Source organism: Paenibacillus ferrarius (genome assembly GCF_002027705.1).
In the GTDB taxonomy this organism is placed as follows: domain Bacteria; phylum Bacillota; class Bacilli; order Paenibacillales; family NBRC-103111; genus Paenibacillus_E; species Paenibacillus_E ferrarius.
The window spans coordinates 49553-73267 of sequence record NZ_MBTG01000017.1 but is presented as its reverse complement, the minus strand read 5'-3'; the positions used below and the strand labels follow the sequence as shown (position 1 = coordinate 73267).

At 52.5% G+C, this 23715-nt stretch carries 4 protein-coding genes; all 4 read right to left on the bottom strand.

Annotated features, from left to right (window positions below):
* Positions 1 to 5 precede the first annotated feature (5 nt).
* Genes BC351_RS19470 through BC351_RS19455 form a run of 4 tightly spaced genes read right to left on the bottom strand, consistent with a single transcriptional unit; the run spans position 6 to position 23715 of the window.
* Positions 6 to 5906: a type I polyketide synthase gene (locus BC351_RS19470; protein ID WP_158082149.1), complete on the bottom strand. Its 5901-nt coding sequence runs from the start codon at positions 5904 to 5906 to the stop codon at positions 6 to 8.
* Positions 5899 to 10383, bottom strand: a complete 4485-nt coding sequence (locus BC351_RS19465) for a type I polyketide synthase (protein WP_079414401.1) — start codon at positions 10381 to 10383, stop codon at positions 5899 to 5901. Before BC351_RS19465 ends, BC351_RS19470 begins: the two co-directional genes overlap by 8 nt.
* Positions 10380 to 22541, bottom strand: coding sequence for a non-ribosomal peptide synthetase (locus tag BC351_RS19460; RefSeq protein ID WP_079414400.1), 12162 nt, complete (start codon positions 22539 to 22541; stop codon positions 10380 to 10382). Before BC351_RS19460 ends, BC351_RS19465 begins: the two co-directional genes overlap by 4 nt.
* Complete coding sequence (locus BC351_RS19455) at positions 22516 to 23715, bottom strand: acyl-CoA dehydrogenase family protein (protein WP_079414399.1); 1200 nt, start codon at positions 23713 to 23715, stop codon at positions 22516 to 22518. Before BC351_RS19455 ends, BC351_RS19460 begins: the two co-directional genes overlap by 26 nt.

Below are 23715 nucleotides of genomic sequence, written 5' to 3'. Positions count from 1 at the left end.
CCTCCTTAAAAATCAAACTCGATCGACGGAACGGCACTCTTTGCTTCCACAAGATCGAGGGCAAACGAGATGTCTCCGATGCGTCGATTTGGAGTTTCTGCGACTTGAGCCGCGATTTCGACGAAGCGTTGTATCATTTTTTCAACGGTCTGGCGCTTGAACAGCGCGGTTTTGAAATCAAGCCAAAGCGTGACGGTCTCTCCGCTCTCCACCGCTTGCAGGTAGAGGTCGAAGATAGAGGTCTTCATGGCGATGTCACAAGGTGTGAGACGCAGGCCTTCGAGTTCGACCTTGCCCTCTTCCATATTCTGCATGACCAACACCGTCTCGAACAGTGGGTTGCGGTTCGTCACACGCTCCAGTTGCAGACGTGCCACGAGGTCTTCGAATTGATACTCTTGGTTTTCATAAGCATCGAGTGCGTGTTTCTTCACTTCTCCGAGCAGTCCGGCAAACGTCTTGTCGGCTGTCGGACGGTTTCGCATCGCGAGCATGTTCACAAAAATCCCGGCAATCCCTTGCAGGTCGGGGCGCGTTCGTCCCTCGATTGGCGAGCCGATGATCACATCGTCCTGCATCGAGTATTTCGCGAGCAGGATGTTATAGATGCCAAGCAGTGCCATATACAGCGTCGCACCTTGACGTTGCGCCCCCTCTTTCAAGCCGAGCACAGTCGAGGCATCGAGTTCAAATTTCAAACGTTCCCCCGCATAGAATTGAACCGGTGGGCGTAGAAAATCGGTTGGCAGGTTAAGCATCGGCACGTCTCCTGCGAAACGCTTCAACCAATACTGCTCCTGTTTCTTGACCTCGTCACTTTGCAGTTGCGCCGTTTGCCATGCCGCAAAATCGCGGTATTGCAATCGCAATGGCGGCAACTCAAGACCTTGATACAATTCAGCGATCTCACGCTTGACGATTTCGATGGTCACGCCGTCTGAGCAGAGATGATGCAGGTCTATCAACAAGAAGTGTACATCTACCCCCGTCTGTACCAATTGAGCCCGAAGCTGCGGAGCCACTACCAGATCAAATGGACGGATGAAAGCTGCGATGATGTCATCGATTTCCGTCTCATCGGCTGTGGTCGTCACGATCTCAAAATCAACATCGTCATACACGCGCTGAACAGGTTGTCCCTCCAAAATCTCAAACGAGGTGCGGAGCGCTTCATGACGCTGGATCAATTTTGCAAAGGCCGCCTCCATGCGTGCACGGTCGAGATTCCCTTCTAGACGTATCGCCAGCGGTGTGTTGTAATTCGTGCTGGTGCTGTCGAATTGATTCAGGATAAACAGGCGACGCTGAGCAGAAGACAGCGGGTAGACCTCCTGTTTGGCAATCGGTTGGATCTCTTCGTAACGCTCAGCCTTGCGGTTCTGGCGTATGAAATCTACCAGTTTTTCAATCGTCGAACGTTCAAAAAATTCATGCAGTGGGATATCCGCGTTGAGCTTTTTGTGAATCGCTGAGACGACAGATACAACCTTGACAGAGTCGCCTCCCAGCTCGAGGAAATCATCTTCGATCCCGATCTGCTGGAAGCCGAGGACACTTTCCCAAATCGACGCGATCTGTTGTTCAAGTTCGTCACGCGCCGCGACATATGGATTCGAAAGCGCTGGACGAGCATGGCCTACCGATTGTTGCACGTGAGCAACATCGGCAATGCTGGATTCCACCCGAATCCATTGATCGAGTCGTTCTTGCAGATCGGCAGTCGAGATCAGAACTTGGCTGTCTTCACAACCGTTGAGAAGGGCTTCCAGAACCGTCAGGCCCTCCTCTGGTGTCATCGCAAACTCTGTTGCACTTTTGCCAAAGTATGCGCCTTGATTCGCTTCATCCTCTTCAAACATCCAGAAATCCCAGTTCACGCCGATCCAGCGTCCGTCTCCTTCTGCATTATGACGGTGGACGTAGTGATCGACGAACAGGTTGGCCGCAGAGTAAACGATGTGCCCCAGACCACCTAATACGGAAGTCAAAGAGGACATCAACATGCAAAAGTCGAGCTCTTTGCCGCGCAACACGTTTTTCAGCGTGAGAATCCCGTACAACTTCGCTTGGAATTGCTCTTCGACATGGGATGGCGTTGTTTCTTTAATCGAGATGAACGACTTTTTCCCGACGATACCGGCCGCATGGATCACGCCATTCAGAGTTCCAAAGCGTTCCTCTGCTTCCTGCACCACGATTCGCATCCGTTCTTCATCGGCAACATCCGCTTTCAGAACGAGTACGTCCCCACCGTTTTGCAACATCATTTGCAGACGGCGAATTTTTTGGGAGGTCGCTTCTTCTGCTGGATGAGTCGCCAGATAGGCATCCCACTCCTGTGCGGAAGGGAAGGAGGTACGGCCCGTGAGTACGACTTTTGCGTGCCAGCGGGTGATCAGATACTCCGCAAACAAGAGACCGATCGCACCAAGACCACCGGTGATCAAATAGACACCGTCTTCACGCAGTTGCAAGGCGTTATCTTGTGGACGATGGAGTGTTACAGGCTCCAACGACTGCACCAAACGTGCGCCTCTGCGATACGCAACCAACAGATCGCGTACAGGTGCAGTCAACTCTTTGACCAGTTGATCGAGGAGCTTTTTCTGTTGCCATGCTGTGCTCTTGACATGGTCGATGTCTACGCTGCGGCAACGAATAGCTGGATTCTCCTGCGGAATGACCGTGACGCCGCCGAGCAGTGTCGCTTTTTCCGCCTGAACGACCTCATCTCCGTTGACCACATGGATACCATCGGTGATGACGGTGATTTCATAGTCATGCTCTGTACGGACACGGTCCATCGCTTGAGCCAAATACAGCAGGCTATAAAAACCGAGGGTCTGTGCATCCTGTGCGACTTCTGGACTCAAGGTTCGAGTCTCTTCCGTCAAGATCCACGCATGGACAATTTTGTACAATCGCTTTTCAGACTGGTTCAGATGCTTCAAAAGCGCGTCGTAGTCTTGCGCATTCGCTGGGTTCAGCACGATTCTCTGATCGTCGTGCACGGCAAACTGCGTCCCAGGCTCAACCGTCACGACCCATTCTCCCCGCTGAGCGAAGCGTTCGGCAAGGGCTTGCCCCATGCTTGTATGGCTCGTGAGAATCAGCCAGCCTACTAGATCATGATTCTCTTCCTCTTGCGGGTCAGCCGTGCGCTTCCACCTCGGGATATAACCCCAATTCGTCGTGTCTTTGCGTTTCCCAATGCTTGTGACGATTTGAGATCGCAGTGCCTTGGCCGATTCGGCAGCAGAGCCGTCGATCCAATAGCGTTTGCGGTCAAACGCATACGTTGGCAGTTTGAGTCGATGTCGGACTGCGCCTTTGTAAAAGGCGTTCCAATCCACCGCCACCCCATATGCCCACAGCCAACCGAGCTTCGCCAACAGCTGTTCGCTGTCGGATACTTGACGCTGTGCATTACGGATGAGATCGACGATGTTTTGACCTTTCTTTGCGTCCACGAAACGCCCGATCAAACTGGACAAGTCCCGACCAGGTCCGACTTCCAGGAAGACGAGATTCGAGGTCTTCGCCAGCTCTTCAACCCCCGCTGCGAAGCGCACCGTCTCGCGCATATGGCGAACCCAGTACATTGGATCCGTCGCTTCCTGATCGGTGATCCAGCGTCCTGTGAGGTCGGAGATATACGGGCGTTGTGGCTTACGGAGCCCAACACTTCGCACCAACTGTTCAAAAGGTTCCAAGATTCCGTCCATGAGTAGGGAGTGACCTGCGAGTGCTGTTTTCACACGCATGCAGAGCACGCGGGCTTCCTTCATACGACTTTCCAATGCTTCAATTGCATCGACGGTGCCTGCTACAATGCAGGACGTTCCGTTGTCGACTGCGAGCGATACATTAGTGGTCAGATAAGGCAGTACTTTCGATTCGGACAGCGGGATCGAGAGCATAGCTCCCTCTGGAACACGTTGCATCAAGTTACCACGAGCAACGATCAACTTCAGCGCATCTTCCAACGTGAACACGTCTGCGAGGCAGGCTGCCACGTACTCACCGAAGCTGTACCCGATCATCGCATCCGGTTGAATGCCCAGATTCAGCAACAGTTTGGCGACTGCGTATTCGAATGCAAAAATCAGCGGTTGAGCATTCTGCATCTTGCGCATCTCTTCCTCAGCGACTGCTACATCTCCAGTTGGGTACAACACATTTCGCAGGTGTGAGCATCCCAAATGATCGAAAATCGCAAAACAGCGGTCGAGTTCATTGCGGAATACAGCCTCTTTCTCATACAGGTCCCGTCCCATGTTGACGTACTGCGACCCTTGACCAGGGAACAGGAAGACGACCGGACGATTTTTTTCGCGGGAAAAATGGGTGTGTACTTTGCGCGTGCCCGAAGTCTCTGCACGCAGAGCCTCCACCGCTTCCTGTACGTTCGTGACAACCAGATGACGACGATGGTCGAACAAATTGCGTCCCGTTTGAAGCGTATACGCAACGTCCGCTAGATTCACCTCTGCTTTCGATTCCAAGAAGTCGGCCAACTCGGCTGTCATATTTTGAAGCGACACTTCCGATTGAGCAGACAGCGTGAGGAGGTGGGCATCTCGACCTTGTCCTGATGGCTGACGTGGCGGTGCTTCTTCAAGCACGACGTGCGCATTCGTTCCACCGATCCCAAACGCACTTACTCCCGCGCGAAGTGGCGTGTTCCCCGTTCTTTCCCACCGTTTGAGCTCGGTGTTCACGTAAAACGGGCTGTTCTCGAAGTTGATTTTCGGATTCGCCTTTTTAAAATGCAGAGCGGGTACCAGTTCTTTGTGATGCATGGAGAGCACCGTCTTGATGAAGCCGGTGACGCCTGCTGCTTGGTTGAGGTGGCCCGTGTTGGTCTTGGCCGATCCCAAGGCGCAAAATCCCTTTTGGTCGGAGTTGAAAGCGAGTTTCAAGCCTTCAAACTCAATCGGGTCACCGAGCGTCGAACCCGCTCCGTGCGTCTCGACGTAGGTGATCGTTTCAGGGTCAACTTCGGCAACATGATGAGCGGAACGAACGGCAATCATCTGCCCTTTTGGCGATGGTGCTGTGTAGCCCGCCTTGAGGTTGCCGTCGTTGTTAATCGCAGTCCCTTTGATCACCGCATAGATGTGGTCGCCGTCTCTAATCGCGTCGTCGAGCATTTTCAACACGACACATCCAGCCCCGTCACCAAACACAAGTCCGTCTGCCTCTTCATCAAATGCGCGGCAAGCCCCACTCCTTGACAACAGCATCCCCTCTTCGTACAGGTAGCCATTTTTGCGTGGAACCACGACGGAAGCGCCACCTGCGAGCGCCATCTTACACTCGCCAGCGATTAGCGCTTGGCTGGCCAGGTGGATCGCCACCAGCGAGGTCGAACAAGCGGTCTGCACGGTCAACGCAGGGCCTCTCAAGTTCAACTTGTACGCCACACGTGTACTGAACGTGTTGCTGTCGTTGAGGCTGACGATCTCAAATTGATCGTTTGGAGACTGCATATGAGTAAGCAGATGCCCCATCCATAACAGATTCTGGGTATTGCCGGCGTAGAGACCGATTCTGCCTTTGTATGTCACGTTGGCATAGCCTGCGTCTTCAAGCGCTTCGTAGCTAACTTCATGGAAGAGCCTGAACTGCGGGTCCATGTAACTCGCTTCCTTTGGGGTATAGCCAAAAAAGGAAGCGTCAAAGTCTTCGATGGCATCGAGGCTGCCCTTTTTCTTCACATAGTCCGGGTGGCTTAGGAGTTCGGGGTCAACCCCAAATTCCAGCAACTCCTCATCGGTAAACTTCGAGAGAGCATCCACGCCCCCCCGCAGATTTTCCCAAAACTCCTGAATGTTCTTCGCTTTGGGAAAACGTCCAGACATACCGATGACGGCGATTTCTAAACCCGTTCTCTCATCACTCACTGAATTCCACCTCGCGTGCCTGTCTTCTTCGTTTTCGGTTCTCGCGACCTTTTTTCTGCTCGTCGAGCCAATCGTTCTCTTCTTCGGATACGATCTCTGTGCCATTTTGTGTGACCAGATGATCGACCAGCACACGGATCGTAGGATACGTGAACAGTGTCAGCACTGGGACTTCCTGCCCCAAGACGGCTGGCAGTTGCTTCGTAATCTGCACCATGTCGATCGAGGACGCCCCGAGTTCAAAGAAGTTGTCATGCACACCCACCTGCTCCAAACCAAGGAAGTTCTTCCAGATTTCACAGAGTTGTTGCTCGATCTGATTGGCTGGTGCAAGATACGATGTGGTCAATTCTGGACGCGCAAACACGACGCCCGCTTCTTGCTTCCTTTCCTTATTGCTGAAGTTAACCCAACGGTTGAGGCGCGGTTGCAACTCTTCGGTGGAGACCAGCACCTGTGTTAGTCCCTGTTGAACCAAGATGCGTCCCAGCGCGTCACCGCCCTCGTCTGGAGCGATCATCATCTGATCGTCACTCGTGAACACTTCGCGTTGCGGTTTGGTTTCGATTCGCCAGCCATCCCAAGCCACGCTGATCCAGCGGGTTGGTGTGAGTTGCGACTGTTGCTTGGCAAACGTATCGAGGAATGCATTGGCAGCGGCATATCCCGCGTACCCGAGACCTCCCAAGATTGAAGACAAGGACGATGTCAGCACTACGAAATCCAACTCACGACCTCGGAGCGCCTCTTCCAACGCGAGCGTGCCGTAGACTTTCGGAGCGAATTGGGTCTCCACCTCTGTTTCCGTGATGGAATCGATGGCGGTAATCGAAGTGCCCTTGGTGATACCTGCAGCGTGAATCACGCCGTTCAATGCCCCAAAGTGCGACTCAGTCTGACCGATCACCGCAGCGAGCTCTGCTCCGTTTGTGACATCCGCTTGCAGACAGAGCACCTCAGCCCCGTGTTCTTGCAACTGTTTGATGTGCCCCAGTTGTTCGTCACTCGGTGTTAATCTACCGAACAAAGCGATCTTCACGCCCTTGCCTGCACTCTTTGCGATGTATTCAGCCAGAGCCAGACCTACTCCGCCGAAACCGCCCGTCAGAAGGTAGACACCCTCTGCTCGCAAAGGCAAGTTCTGCTGATTGTCCAATCTCAGTGGGGTGAACGACTGCACGAGACGTTGCCCACCACGATACGCAACGACCGGATCGAAGGCTTTGGTTGTGAACTCCGTGATCAACTGGTCGAGCAGTTGACGTTCTTGCCATCCACCTGCCGTTAGTAGAGACACGTCGACAGAACGAACTTTCAGGAATGGATGCTCCTGTCCAATGACTTTGAGCAAGCCGAGCAACGTCGCTTTCCCCGCTTCTACCGCCGTTTCACCCGCTACATCGTGCAATCCAGAAGAGAGCACATAGATATCGAGCGGTGAGTCAAGCGCTTTCACGAGGCGCAGGAGACTGTAGAAGCCTTGCTCTTGCGCCTCTTGTACGTTTGGTAACGAGTCAAAGGTACACGCATGAACGATTTTTAGTGGCTTTACGGTTTGTAAATGAGTTGTGAGTTCATCGTGAGAAAACGCGGTGAACACCTCGTGTCCTCTCGACTTCAATTCATTTGCCAGTCGTGTTGCCAATCCACCGCGGTCGAGCAGGAGCAACCACGTTTTCGGTTCTTCCGATGTCTCCTCGACTAACGGATTCTGTAGCCATGCCGGCAGATAGAACCAATCCGCCAGCTTTTTACGCTTCGACGTGCTGCCAGGAAACGGAATCGCCTGACCGTTGTTTTGCATATCGATCAGTCCATGCGCGTGTTTCCAGAAATATTGGTGCTCGAACGGATACGTTGGGAGCGGGATACGACGGCGGTTTTGTTCCCCGTAGAGGTTCGCCCACTCCAGATGAAGACCCGCAGCATACAGAACTCCAATTTTCGAGAGTAAGTGTTCGCGGTCGGATGCGGCATCTTGCGGATGACGGATCATGTTCAAGATCGTGTGCTCGGAACGTTTGGCTGGATGTTTGCGTAAAAGAGTCGCGAGGATATGGCCCGCACTGACTTCGATAAACAGCGCTTTTTCCATCGTCAGCAAACGGCCGATCCCTTCACCAAAACGCACGGTTTCGCGCAGGTGGCGTACCCAGTAGCGGCTATCCTTCACGTCCGCTTCCGTAATCTCCACCCCAGTCACATTCGAGAGATACGTAATCTGTGGCGCATGGAAGGTGACTTCCCGAACTTTTTGCTCAAACTGCGCCAACATCGGTTCCATCATTGGGGAGTGGAATGCGTGCGACGTGTGCAACCGTGTGCATGAATGTCCAGACGCTTGCAAAGTACGCTCGAACGCATCCACTGCGTCGAAGGAGCCAGATACCACGCACATGCCTGGACTGTTAACGGCTGCCAGTGCGAGGTCAGCGCAAAGCAGCGGACGAATTTCCTCTTCAGGAATCTGAACGGCCATCATCGCACCCGGTGCCATGCGTTGCATGAGTTTGCCACGCCATGCCACCAGTTTCAACGTATCTTCAAGCGACATGACCCCCGAGAGGCAGGCAGCTGTGAACTCGCCGATGCTGTGACCGATCATCACTTGTGGGCGGATTCCTAAGCTCATCAGATATTGAGCAAGCGCGTATTCCACTGCGAAAATGGCAACTTGTGCTACTTCCGTTTGGTTGAGGCGCAGAGCGTCTTGCTCAGAAGGGACAGACGGATAGAAACATTCTTTTAAATCAAAGTCCACATAGGGACGTAAGAGTTTGAAACAAGAGTCCAGCGCGTCACGAAATACTGGTTCTTGTTCGTAGAGTCCGCGCGCCATGTTTACATACTGTGACCCCTGTCCAGAGAACAGGAACACCACTGGCGATTCGCCCGATTCCTTGGTGTGGAAAGTTTGCGATTTCGATGGGTCTGTCAACGCGGCTGCCATGTCCAAAGCGTTTGAAGCGACCACTGCTCGCTTGTGTGCAAACGAACGGCGACCCACTTGCAGCGTATAGGCAGCATCGGCAAGGTTCAGCGTCGGGTTCTCGCGGAGATACGCGGCGAGATCGGCGCTCATTGCTTCGAGTGCCGTCGCGGTCTTCGCACTGAGCAGGAACAGTTGAGCCTCTCCAGTTGGCGAGGAAGAAATGTCTCGTGGTGCTTCTTCCAGAACCACGTGAGCATTTGTACCGCCAATGCCAAAGGAACTGACCCCCGCCCGACGCGGTGTCGCCCCTGTCCACGGAATGAGTGCGGTGTTGACCACGAATGGCGAGTTGGCGAAATCGATTTTCGGATTTGGCGCTTTATAGTGCAGCGTTGGCGGAATCAGGCCATCACGGACGGTCAGCACCGCCTTGATGAAGCCAGCAACACCAGCCGCGGTGTTCAAATGCCCCAGGTTCGATTTGGCAGAACCGATGCGGCAAAATCCTGTCTGCTTCGTGTCGAACGCAACTTTCAATCCTTCAATTTCAATCGGGTCACCAAGCGCTGTTCCTGTGCCATGCGCTTCGATGTAGCCAATGCTTTCTGGTTCCACTTCCGCCATATAATGGGCGGCTTTGATCACTTCGGCTTGCCCTTCCACGGACGGAGCCGTGTAATCCACTTTGCGTGCACCGTCGTTGTTGGTAGCGGATCCCTTGATCACAGCATGAATCGTGTCACCATCGGCAATAGCGTCTTCGAGCCGCTTTAACACGACGATCCCAACGCCATCCCCCTCCAACGTCCCTTGGGCATCGGCATCAAACGGTCGGCAGTGACCATCTGGAGAGTTGATCATGCCTTCTGTGTAGAGATACCCTTTTTTATGTGGCAGGGAAAGCGAGATACCGCCAGTGAGCGCGATATCACAGCCGCCTGTCAGCAAGCCTTTGCAGGCGAGATCGATCAACACGAGCGATGTGGAGCAAGCCGTGTCTACGGTATAACTCGGTCCAGTCAAATTCAGATTGTACGAGACCCGTGTGGCCAGAAAGTCCTTGTCATTCAAGAGCCAAGCCGTGTGGTTGGCTTGCGCGTCATCGGAGAGTACAGGCAAGCGGTGCCAAAAATGGTTCACAGCAGCACCTGCGTAGTTCCCGATCAAACCGTTGTACGATTCACTCGCATAGCCTGCGTTTTCCAAAGCCTCATATGCGACCTCATGATAGAGGCGAATCTGCGGCTCCATCAATTCAGCCTCCCGTGGCGTGTAACCGAAAAACGAAGCGTCAAACCATTCGGTTTTTTCCAAGAACCCTTTGGCTTTGACATACCACGGGGAGCGGATCAGGTCGGGGTCTACCCCGGCCTGTTCCAGTTCCTCGTCGGTAAAGTGCGTAATGCTCTCCACACCGTTTTTCAGATTCTCCCAGTAAGTCGTTACGTTGTCTGCTCCAGGGAAGCGCGCTGCCATCCCAATGACGGCGATCTCAAATCCGGTGCGTTCCGTTTCATTGTCAGCGTGGTGTAAGGTATCCGTCAATTTGGCCTCCTGTTGAGCTTTTGCAGGGTTTGTTTCATGGTCTTTTTGCCTTTATCCATCGTCTCCGTGCGCTCTGTCTCTACTTGTGCGGCAGCGGCTTGAGCGCTTCCGTCCATCTGCTGGGCCAAGAATGCTGCCAAGGCTTGGATCGTCGGATATTGGAACATCTTAACAACTGGAATATCCAGCCCAAATTCTTCTTGTAACTTGCCGCTCACTTGGATCAGAGCAAGCGAACTGCCGCCAACTTTGAAAAAATTGTCTTTCGTGCCCACGGTGATGCCCTTCTGACTCAAGTGCAAGATGTTCTCCCAGAGTTCCAACAAGCGCTTCTCCATCTCGTTTTTCGGCGACTCGTAAGCGACGAGGGCAGGCTTCTCCACATTCTCAGGAGTTGCCACTCCAACATACACCGGCAACGAAGCCAGCTTCTGACCCGTTGCATGTTGGAGCGGCAACCAGTATGGACGGTGCAACAATCGGTCTTCGTTCAACAACGTAACACGCCATTCATGATTGCCTTGCGTTACGGGTTCACGAACAGACTCCTGCTCTCCTTGAAGCACTTCGTAGAGATGCGGACCATTTACTTCGAAGTGTTCGCGCTCTGCTGGGACCGTCGTCGGAACAAACAGTTCCAACACGCCAGAACCTGGTCTGCTCAGGCGCACCCGCTGATCTGCGGTTTGCAGATCATTCACTTGGCTGTAACCAAGCGCTTGGAAGAACACCTGTGGCGCATGCAAGTTGGCCACTGCCATTCGGGTAACCGTCTTGATCGCAGCGACTTCGGACACCACTGGTGCCTTTGTGAACTCAGCATCTTCAAGCAATTCGATCAAGCCGACATCCTTAACATAGACGAACATGACTGATTTTCCGCCGAAAATTTTGACAGGTAACAGATCGCTGACCACTTGGTACTCTAATTGCCAACTAGAGAGGAATGCCTCGGCATCCTGCACACGGCAGCAAAGGTGATAAGGCGAGTTGTCGCCGTTTTTCGCGAGGATACCAAGCGTCGGCGAGGATTCATCAATCGGCGCGACCAACTCGATGTTGTCAGAGTCTGCTTTCGTACACATCACGAGTTTCGAGCTTTGCGTCTCTTCCTCGAAGACGGGACCACATTGGTAACCCAGTGCTTGGTACTTGGTGATGGCTTCGTCCATGTCTGACACGGCGACGCCGATGTGGTCGAACGCGAGAAACATCTGATGCTTCTCTTCCTGCTTTTCCTCGGCTAGAAGCAACTTGCCATCGTAAATTTCAATCGCTGGAAGCGTTTCGCTCACATCCGACACGAGTGTCAGGTAGGTCGTGCACGCTTTGGAACGATGTGTTTCTTTCCACGGTGCTTTTTTAAGGAATTCGAGGAATGGTTGATTCTTCGCAGTTGGATAGAAATCGGCTTTCAACGACAGCAATCCTTTTTCCAAACAGAACTTGCGAAGAGCAACCAAGATCGCCTGTTCGACTTTGCGCCCCAGCACGCGGCAACTGAGCAGGAACGAGTCAATTTCCAGCGACTCATTCGCTTCCTTGGCGAGGATCACACCGACCAGCCCGTAATCGCCAAAACGATCGGCTACCTCGACGATCCATCCGTTTGCATCAGATGCTTGCAACCACTCAGTCAACTCTTCCTCCGTGCGACGAATGGTGCTCAAGTTGAACTGATTCGTACGGAACGTCAATTGTGACGCGCGCGGGATGTGGTTTACTTCGATCGGTTGGAAGCTTACTTTCAACTGCAGGCTCTCCAAATAGTGGTCGAGCGACAAGACGTTCGCTTGCAATTCCTTGCGTTTGTGCTCTGTCACGTACATGGCGCTGCGCTTACGGTCTTCCTCTGTCACTTTCGCTCGGTCGAACGCCCATAACTGTCGCAGGAATGCTGGAATGTTGTCTGCGTCCTCTGGCAGTTGCAAAGCGAGGACTACCGGCAGATTCTGCATCATCTCATGGGTTTCAACTGCGCTGTCATCGAGGAATCCAAAGCTGTCCACGCCTACGTTCAACTCGCGGGCAAGTTCACGAACGTTCTCGGACTTGGCTTGCCAATTGATCCGCCATGCTGCGATGTGTTCCTTTTTCAAGATCATCTGTGGATTTTTCTCGAAGACTTCCATCACGTCGGCTTCGTTGTTTTTCGAAACCAAAGTCAGAATCATGCCTTCGTTGTACTTCTCCAGCAGGAAGCGTTGCAGGTACTGGTATGGTGCCTCCACCTGTACACCCAATGCGCCCTCTTCTCCACAGACACCACGCCAGAGCGTGTTGTCACAATCGAGTGCGATCACTTTGAAGATCGGCTGTTTCAAAGCAATGACCTTACGTACAATCGCTGTAGCTACCGTTGCGGAAAAATCGTTTGTGAATGGCACATGGCCATCACGGTCAGTTTTTGCATCGAACACCTCTTGGATCTGGTACTCATCAGCCAGTGTTGTGCAGTCGATGAGGGTTGCGTACTCGAGTTCTTGAATGAACGCTTTCCAACGTTCGTTCAATTGATTTATCTTGGCCAAGACCTCAGTGCTGAACCCAAGGTGTGTCGACACTGGGAACAGAGCAACGAGGAATGGGGCTTGGAACGTCTTTTGCTTCAAAATCCCAGTAAGCTGCTCATAGTTTGCCTCCAGGTTGTGACAACGCGCGTCATCAGAGGTAACATCATCGCGAATCCAATCCTCAAACCGTACGAGGAGGGCATTCACATCCTTGTTCGTCGAGAGCAGACTCTGATCATTCAGCAGTTCTTGGAAGATTTGGTTGTAAGGCGCGAACTGCACGTCGAGCTCAAGCCCGAACTGCGTCCCCCACCATGCTACATGCGGACGAATCATATCTGCTGTAAACGTCGCTGCGACAGCAAGAATCGTGGAGGCAGAACAATTTGTACTCGATCCCTCTGTTGTTTCCACTTGTGTGTTCGACTGTTGTCCACGCTCGTACAGGAAATACGAACCTTGCGCCTCACGAATCGCTGTCACAAAGTCATAAACATCAGCCACCACATCCAATGGCGATGGGAGATATTGCGCACTGACGTTGGTGATCGTCTGATCCGAGAGGAACTTTTGTGGACGAATCACAGCCTGTTTCACGTGGCGGAACTCACGAGACAACGATTTTATCAAGCCCTCAATGGCCGATTTCGCAGTCGCGTACTCTACGAAACCTTCCTCTGGCATGTCGACGTATTCGGAAGAGATCGTCAACATCGTACCTGCTGTGCGTTCCAATTCCGGCAAGAATGCCTTTGCCATCTGGAAAACCATGCGCAGAGCATTGGAGACAGACACTTGGAATTCATCGAACGAAATCGTATCCCAACCGCGTTTGACGATAAAATCGAATGCGTTGTTGACAACGAGGTTCACTCGTCCGAAGCGTTGAAGCGTTTCCGTGAGCAGATATCGGCAGTCTTCATGACGGGTGATATCGCCTTGGACGATCATCACTTCTGCATCCGCCGCTACCAATTCATCTTGAATGGTTTGGGCTTCGGAGACGCTGCTGCGGTAATTGAGCACAACCTTGGCCCCTTGAGTAGCAAATAACTTCGCGAGATTCGCACCCAAACCACGGCTGGCACCCGTTACCACCACAACCTGTCCGTCAAAAGCTCGTCCAGACGGGATGCGACCATGAGCCGCGAACTCTTCCAGCCCGTATTGAAGTGGGCGAGGACGCACAAAGCTCTCCAGTCGAACATTGCCAAGCATCGTACCACTTGCAAAAATCGAGCCCGTTACTGACAGTGAACCGAGTTGTACATCGAACTGATCTGTGTTGACCATGTAGGAGATCGCCGCTGCTTGCTGTGCTTTTTCAGGCACATGTGGCAGGAAGTCGATTTCGAAGCCCGTGAACAACGCTTGGCGTCCTGGTGCCAACATCCCGATACAATAGCTTGTCCAGATGATCGAGGTCAGTTGGGATTGCAACAGAAACGTCTCGACTAAAGCGGAGACGTTCAGACTGTATTGCCCAGCAATCGAGAGCGTCGCCAATTCATCCTTTTCCAGATCGGAAACATCCGACGAAAGGGATGCCGAGGCATAGTTGAGACTATACCGTTGACGAGACACTCGTTCGTAACGCACCTCGATTTCAAACAAGGTTTCTCCGTGTTCAAAAATCGCGAGTTTCGCCTGCGAACCGTCCGTCGAACACAACTCCGACTCGTACACGTTTCCGACTTTCAACGGTCCGTTAAAGCGAACTTTCAAGGAGTGCAAGTACAACGATTCCTGCATACCCGGATTCAAGTGTTGTTGCAAAACGGTCAGCGTACCGAGCACACCGTGGACAAGGCAGCCGCCATATGGCGTTTTCCGTGCATACTCAGCGTCCACATGAAGCGGGTTGATATCGTGGGAAAGCTTCGCAAAGGCCAGTATGTCCTGCTCTGTAAACGAGACCATCTGACGTTGTTGTTTGGCTTCCAGCGATAATTCCACCAGCTTTTGTTCTGGAGCACGACTGATTTCTTCTAATAAATATAGGAATTGCTGGGTCATCTTCTCGACTGTCTCAGGCTTAAAGAGACGAGTCGCATGTTCCAGATTGAACTCGATATCCCCTTGTCGCTCCCAAGCCTCCAAGAAGAGGTCAAACTTCGCCGTCTTGGTTTGATACTCATAAGGCGTAAACGTGAACGAACCCGTTTGAACATCTGTGCTATAAGCATTTTGCAGGATGAACAACGTGTCGAACAGCGGACTGCGCGATGGGTCACGTTCCAGCTCCAAACGTTCTACGAGCAGATCAAACGGATAGTCTTGATTCTCAAACGCTTCAAAGGCATGTTTCGAAGTCTCCGCGAGGAAGTTGAGGAACGACATCTCTCTACGTGGACGGTTGAATAAAGCAAGCGTGTTGACGAATACGCCGATCTGATCTTGCAGGTCTTCGTGGTTTCGGTTGGCAACCGCGGTGCCCACGACGATCTCTTCTTGGCCCGTCAGCTTGTGCAGAAACACATTGTAAGCAGCCAGCAACACCATGAACAACGAAGCGTTCGTCTGTTTCGCCAGTCCTTGGAGTTTCGATGTCAGTTCTTCGTCTGCCTTGAAAGCGAGACGTCGACCCTCTACCGTTTTCAACTCTGGACGCGGCTCGTCTGTCGGTAAGTTCAAGACGGGAACGCCTGCCTTAAACTTTTGAAGCCAGTACTGCTCTTGGCGTTTCAGTTCGTCCGTTTCGAGCAATCGGTTCTGCCAATCGGCATAGTCTTTGTACTGCACGCGCAGATCGGACAGTGCCTGTCCTTCATACAACGCGAGGAATTCGCGAACGAGTACAGCCATCGAAGCTCCGTCCGAGATGATATGATTCATGTCGATCACGAACAAGTAGCTGTCTGTCGCTCGGCGGATCAACCCGACGCGGAACAGAGGCGCTCGGGTTAGGTCAAACGGACGCACGAACCGCTCGATCTCTGCGTTCAAGCGGACATCATCCTCTCCGAGTGCTTCGATCACTTCCACTTGCACTGGAACTTCACTCGCATGGATCACCTGTTGCACAGGTTGACCATTTACGAACAAAAAGCGGGTACGCAATGATTCGTGACGCTCCACCAACTGGCGGAATACCGATTCACAACGCAATGGATCAACAGGCCCACCATCCATCTGCATGACGATGTTAGCGTTATAGTACGTGCTCACTGAATCGAACTGATTCAAGATGTAAACACGGGTCTGTGCAGATGACAACGGATAGTAACTCGATTCAGTAACAGGCACCAGCGGCAGCAGCACCGATACGTCGTCTGCAGTCGTTCCTGGCACTTTTTCCTCAAGTAACTGAGCGAGATCCGCAATGGTTGGCGAACGGAAAAATTCCTGAAGCGATAGTTCCGTCTGGAACGCCTTGCGAATCTTCGAAACCAGTGTCGCAGCGTTGAGCGAGTTGCCTCCGACCTCGAAGTAGTTGGTTTGGACGCCAAACAATTCGTGAGTTGCAAGCACACCCTGCCAAATCGCAGCGAGCTTTTCTTCCATCTCGTTACGCGGTGCCACGACTTCCTGCGCGCTCAAAAGGAAATCATCAACCTCAGGCAACGCTTTTTTGTCCACTTTGCCGTTCGCGCTGACCGGGATACGTTCGAGTTGGACAAGGGATGCTGGGATCATGTAGGACGGGAGTGCTAGGGCGAGGAACGCACGCACTTCCTGCATATCAAGCTGTTCGGCAGCGACCAGGTAGCCGACGAGGTATTTATCCCCACGCTCACCACGTGCAATCACAACGGCTTCTGTAATCAGATCGTGCTTCACGAGGCGGCTCTCAATCTCTCCGATCTCGATTCGGAAGCCACGGATCTTCACTTGATCATCATGGCGACCAAGGAACTCCAAGTTGCCGTCCGCGAACCAGCGCGCGCTGTCACCCGTCTTATAAATGAACTCGCCTGCGGTAAACGGAGATGGCAGGAATTTCTGTACCGTCAATTCTGGATCTGTGTATCGTGCAGCCAGCACGTCTCCACCGATGTAGAGATCACCAGGCACGCCGACTGGGCATGGTTTGAGGTCTGCATCCAGCACGTAGTACATCGCGTTTTGGATTGGCTTACCATACGGAATCGAATTCCACCTAGGGCCGACTTGCTCCACTGGGAAATAGTTCGACCAGACCGTGGCTTCTGTTGCCCCGCCGAGCCCGACTACCTGTACATCAGGGAAGTGTGACTGAAGTTGGCTTGGCAATTTCAGAGGAATCCAGTCACCCGACAGGAAGACGAGGCGCAATTTCGAAGCATCCACACCGTCAAAGAATGGTACGAGTTGCATCAATGCTTGTGGCGCCGAATCCCAGAACGTAATGCCTTCCGTACGGATGATGTCGAGCAATCGCTCTGGCTCACCAATCTCTTCCTCGGTCGACAAGCGCACCGTCGCGCCCGCAGCGAGAATCCCAAAGATGTCATATACGGAAAGGTCAAAGCTCAGCGAGGTGACAAACAAAAGTTTGTCGCCCTGCCCGACTTGGAACTTGCCATTCACCCATTCGATCAAGTTGATAACCGGCTGATGTTTCACGACGACGCCCTTTGGCAGGCCCGTCGAACCAGACGTGAAAATCGTATAGGCGATATCGTCTGAGTTGTTCACAAGCGTGAGATTGTCGGACGGTATCGTACGATCCATCTCCTGTGGCACCAGCACGTGGTTCAGGTCAGGCAATTGCGCTTGCAATCCCTCCACAGAGAGATCGGTAATCAATGATTTGACCTGTAACACGCGCAAGATGTGCAGCAAACGCTCCTGTGGCAACGTCGTCTGTAACGGCACATAGGCACCGCCTGCCTTCAATACGGCGAGGACGCTTACGATCATCTCCACAGAGCGGGTCAAATAGATCCCGACGAACTGGTTCGGTTCGATGCCTTGTTCGCGTAACACGTAGGCCATCTGATTCGCCCGTGCGTTCAGCTCTCCGTAAGTCAAATTGATTCTTCCGTCATCAACAGCCAGCGCATCCGGTGTTTCGATCGCATGCTGCTCAAACAATTGGTGGATCAAGGTTTCCGATGCGTATGGAGTTTGGGTATCGTTGAAGCGGAACAGCACTTGCTCACGCTCATCTGGCAACAAAATAGAATCGCGATCCATCTTCGACTCTGGATTCTCAATCACACAGCCCAAGAAGCGAACAAAGTATGCGCAAAGCTTGTCATCTACCCCTTCACCAAACACCGTAGAGGTGTAGCGCAAGGTCAGTTTCATCAGACCCATCGTGGTGTCCACCATGAAGTCAAACAGCGTATTCGTATCTTGGTGGCCATCGACTTCTAGAGATTCATTAACAATCTCCTCGGAAAAATCGTTCAGGATGTGGAAATCCATGAAGTTGAACAGCGTATCAAAGATCGGGTTCTTATCACCGCTCTTTTCACCGATGACATTGGCGATCTCAAAGAGTGGCATGCGTTCATGACGCTTCACTTGCAACAGTGTTGCATCCACCTGTTTCACGAACTCTCTCCAACTTTTGCCACGCGGCACTTCCATTCGCACCGGCACCGTGTTCAGGAAACAGCCAAGCAAGCGGTCACCCTCCTCGTGAACAGGACGATTGTTGGTGAGATACCCCACAACCAGTTCGTTCTCGTAGGAGATCAGGTTCAGCAAATAGAGATATCCGGCAAAGCAGACGTTTTTCACACTGGTGTTGTACGTCTTTGCCACCTTTTTCAACTGTACCAGCAGATCACGTTCGAGGTGATACACTTTTGTTACCCGTTCAACCTGATCAGGCTTGTCCGGTCCTGTTTTCACTGAGAAGTCCAGTCGCTGGTAACCCGCAAGTTCTTGCTGCCAGTAGCGGATGTTCTCTTTGTTTCGAGTCTCCACCAACTCGTCGATGACACTGTCTTTGTACGTGATCCCGAGTTTCTTCGGTACGAACGTTTCATTGTTCTCAAGTGCCTTGTAGATCTCGTGCAATTCAATGACCAGTTGGTTGATGCTCCAGCCATCAAGCAGAGCGTGGTGGCAAATGAAGAGGAACGTCACATTTCCTTCATCTAATTGGAACGTGCGCAACTTCCACAACGGACAATGCTCCGACAAATCGAACAAATGACGGCGATCTTCGGCAATGTACTCACGAACATGAGCCGACTGCTGCTCGAAATTCAAATCGGAGAGATCGAAGTGTTCCAGATCGTTTTCCAGTTCCCGATAAACAACCGCCATCGGACGCTCGAAATCTTCCATGTGAAAGACGGTACGCAAGATATCATGCTTATCGACTAACAAAGTCCAGGCACGATTCAAACGATCAAGATCGAAAGACTGGTAGCGAATGCGAAACACGAACTGTTCGTAGTAAACCGATTTTTCTGTGTCCTTCAAATAATAGAAGGCCATGCCATTTTCAATCGCTGACAGTGGATAGATGTCTTCGACTTCGCTTTGTGGGCGGAAGTCTGGGAGCAATCTGCCTTTCAAATCATCCAATTCTTCTGCAACTTGTGCACGCAACACTTGACCCTCTCCGGCCTCAGGAGCCATGAGTTTGGCAGCCATTTTTTCCACCGTATCGTGCTCGTAGAGGTCTGCGAGCGATACGTTTGCGCCCAGTTTTCCGTTCAGAGCACTGACAAGACGGATCGCTCGCAAGGAATCGCCACCGCTGTTGAAAAAGTTTGCATGGATACCAATTTGTGCGACGCCCAAGATGCGGGCAAACTGTGTTGCAACGTTCGTTTCTAGTTCTGTGCGCGGTGCAATGTAGAACTCATCCTCCACGAAGGTCTCCAACATGAGCAAAGCCTTGCGATCGGTTTTGCCACTCGCAGTGAGCGGTATGCTGTCAACGCGGGTAAACGCAGATGGCAGCATATAATCAGGGAGGCGCAACGAGAGGTAAGCACGCAGTTCGGTGGTAGTCAGATCGCGGTCTGCCACGTAGTATGCGTAGATGCGGTGTGCCCCGTCTTCCTCCTGCGTCGTCAACGCCACCGCCTCGCGAATCTCACCATGCGCGGACAATGCCGCTTCGATCTCACCCAATTCAATGCGGTAACCTCGCACCTTGACTTGATGGTCGATCCGCCCCAAGAAGTCGAGATTCCCATCTGGCAACCAACGCGCCAAATCTCCCGTGCGGAACACACGCTCTCCTTCTACAAACGGATGTGCAACATATCGATCCGCTGTCAGTTCTGGACGGTTGAGATAACCACGAGCCAACTGCACACCAGCAATGTACAACTCGCCTGGCACGCCGATCGGTTGCACCTGACCGTCATCGCTCAAAACCATCAACTGTGTATTGTGTACTGGTTTACCAATAGGTGTTCGATCCGCATGCAGATCCGGTGTGCAATCGAAGTACGAAACGTCGATGGTCGCCTCCGTTGGTCCGTACAAGTTGATCAGACGAGTCGCAGTACCCTGCGCATGTTTCGGCACCATTTCGTACCAACGCTTGACTTGATGTACTCCGAGCGCCTCACCAGAAGCGTAAACTTGACGCAATTGCGATAATTTACTACCTTGTTGCGTGCTGCTGATATAGTCGAGAAAGCCTTGCAACATCGACGGCACAAAGTGCATCGTCGTCACACCATAGATCTCGATCGCTTGCAACAGCGCCGCTGGATCTTTCTCGGCGCCTGGCGCCAGCATCGCGACGCGCGCGCCTTGGAATGCCCACCAGAACAACTCCCAGACCGAGACGTCAAACGTGTAGGCTGTCTTTTGTAAAATTGTATCCCCTGGCCCGATCGCTGCATGACTCTGCATCCACTCTAGGCGGTTGATCAACGAGTGCTGTTCGATCAGCGTACCCTTTGGCAATCCGGTAGAGCCCGACGTATAGATGACATAGGCCAGATCGTTCGGTTGACTGATCACTTCCAGGTTCGAATCGTCCCCCGTGCATAGCCCATCCTCGTCGAGATTCAAAATCTCACCGTCAAAGGCAAGTCGTTCGAGCAGATGTGCTTGTGTGAGGAGCAACGAGCATTGACTGTCCTTCAACATGTAGCTAAGACGATCATCAGGGAATTTGTGATCGAGCGGCAGATAAGCACCGCCTGCCTTCACGATCGCCCAGATGCCGACGATCATTTCTAGAGAACGCTCTGCCATCAGACCTACGTTGCTGTCACGAGTCACGCCTTTGGCACGCAGAACACGAGCCACTTGGTTTGCTTTTGCATTCAACTGTGCAAATGTGAGATGCCCGGATTCGGACACGACCGCTTCCAGATCTCCGTAACGAGCCACGGTCTCCTCAAACACCTGTGGCAACGTCTTCTGCACATAATATGGTGCTTTCGTATCGTTGAAGGAAGCCAGCCTTTGTAACTCTTCTTCCCCGACCAATACCAATTCCTTGATGTTCACCTGTCCAGCCGAATCGACGATCTGGGTGAGAAGTCCTGCCAAATGCTGAAGCATCGTACCCGCAAACCCTTCCGTATACAACTCACTTGAAAATGACAACACCGCGTGGAGACGCTCATCAGCCACGAGGTTCAGGGTCAGGTCGAAATTCGTCTGCTCAAACATGGAATACGACTCGATGTTCAGGCCCTCTTGCCCTTCGGTCAACAACTTGTCGAGCGGGTAGTTCTCCAAGATAACAATCGAGTTGAACAAGCTCTCATGATGTTTAGCACCACTGTACGATTTGATTTCAGTAAGAGATGAGGACATGAATTCCCCACGCTCTTGCAGGTCCTGTGCAACTTGTCCGAGGGCCGTCCGAACCGAAGTGGCACCCGTGGATTTCAAACGCAATGGCAACGTGTTAATGAACAACCCTACCATCTCTTCAATACCGTCCACCCGTGCTTCACGCCCAGATACTATCGTGCCGAACACGACATCATGGCTGTTGGTATAGCGTTGCAACAGCAGGCCCCAAGCGGTGTAAAGCAGGGAAGCCAACGTGATGTTCTGCGCGAAACAGAATGCTTCCATCTGAGCAAATTGCTCAGCGAGCACTGTCAATTCCACCGTTTTGATACCTGCATCCGTAGTCATGCCGTTCGTAACCTTGATGATCGATGGTGCATGAAACTCTTCGAAATAGCGCAACCAGAATGCTTTTTGTCGTTCCTTACTCTGCCTTTGCAGGTATTGAATGAACGACTTATAGGACGTTTTCTCAGGCAATTGCAACGTGAGACCATTGCTCAGACGGTGATACGCGTCCAAAAACTCTCGTAACAAAATCCCAGTAGACCAACCATCGAACAAAATGTGATGGTTGCTGATCAGAAGGGCGTACTTTTCATCCGGCAGCCTGACCAGCGTCACTCGAAACGGGATCTCATTCAAATCGAACTTGCGCTCACGATCTAAACGCTTGACCGCTTCGAGGTCATCCGTTTCTACGATTGCCACTTCGAACTTCCGATCCTTCAGAATGATCTGAATCGGTTGCTCAACCTTGTCCCAACGAAACGTCGTCCTCAACATCTCATTGGCTCTGACTACCTCATTCCACGCTGCGTTCACCCATTCTTCTTTCACTCCGCCCGCGAGATGCAGGCAGAGTTGTTCGAAGTAGCGATCCGATTGAGGATCCTCAAGATGGTGGAAGAGCATACCTTCTTGCAACGGTGACAGGGCGATGATGTCTTGGACGTTTTTACTATCTAACTTTTGCGACGTCGACATTGGCACAGGTCTCCTTATCGCTTATGTATTTACGCAGAGCATATCCGGAGATGATCTCTTGCTGAATCTGCGAAGTACCTTCGATGATTTCGAGCATCTTCGCCTCGCGGAACAATCGTTCCGCTGGGTAATCCGAGATGCATCCGTTGCCACCGTGTACCTGCACGCAGTCGGTCGCCACCTTCATTGCCACTTTCGAGGCAAAGTACTTCGCCATTGTCGTCTCCATAACGGCGTCCTGCGCTTTGTTCTTGCGCATTTCGCCCGCTTTCAGGCACAGGGCACGAGCCGCGTGCGTTTCGGTGGTTGCGTCGGCGATCAGACCTTTGATCAGTTGGAATTCCGCCAAGCGCTTGCCAAACTGCTTGCGCTCTCGAGCGTATGACACCATCTGGTCGACCGCCTCTTGAGCGATCGATACACCCGCCCACGCGATACTGTAACGTCCGTGATCAAGCGCCGTCGAGACAACGTATGTGAAGCCGCCACCTTCCATGCCGACCAAATTCGCGGCTGGCACCCCCACGTTGTCGAACTCGATCATCGCGATGTGCGTTGCTCGTCCAGCGAGCATCCCCATCAACGGCGTAGTGGTTACACCAGGGAAATCGCGCTCGACGAGAAATGCAGAAACCTGCCCCTGATCATTGCCCGCAATCACCACGAACAGATCCGCCTTGTCCCCAAAGGAAATCCACTTTTTCTTGCCGTTCAAAACATAGGTGTCGCCCACTTTGCGATAGCGCGTCTCGACAGACTTCGCATCCGTCCCTACGTTCGGCTCGGACAAAGCAAATGCGGCTAGCGTTTCACCTTTTGCCATGCGTGGCAACCACAATTGCTTTTGCTCCTCCGTACCCCATCGGAGCAAGCTCTCACCACACAGGGCTGAATGAACCGTGATCAAAGTGCGGGTTGCGCAGTCCGCCTTGCCGATCGCCTGCTGGAACAAGCCGTAATGCACTGGATCCAGGCCGAGCCCACCATATTCCGTCGCGAGGTTGGCAGTCAAGTATCCGCGATTCGCCATATCTTGAATCAAATCGTCTGCCAGCGCCCCTGCTTCATCAAACTCACGAGCACGCGGACCGATCTGTACTTCTGCAAACCGTTCCGCTTCTGCGACGATCTGCGCTTGACGTTCCTCTTGCGTCAGGTCGAGAACGTGGCTCAT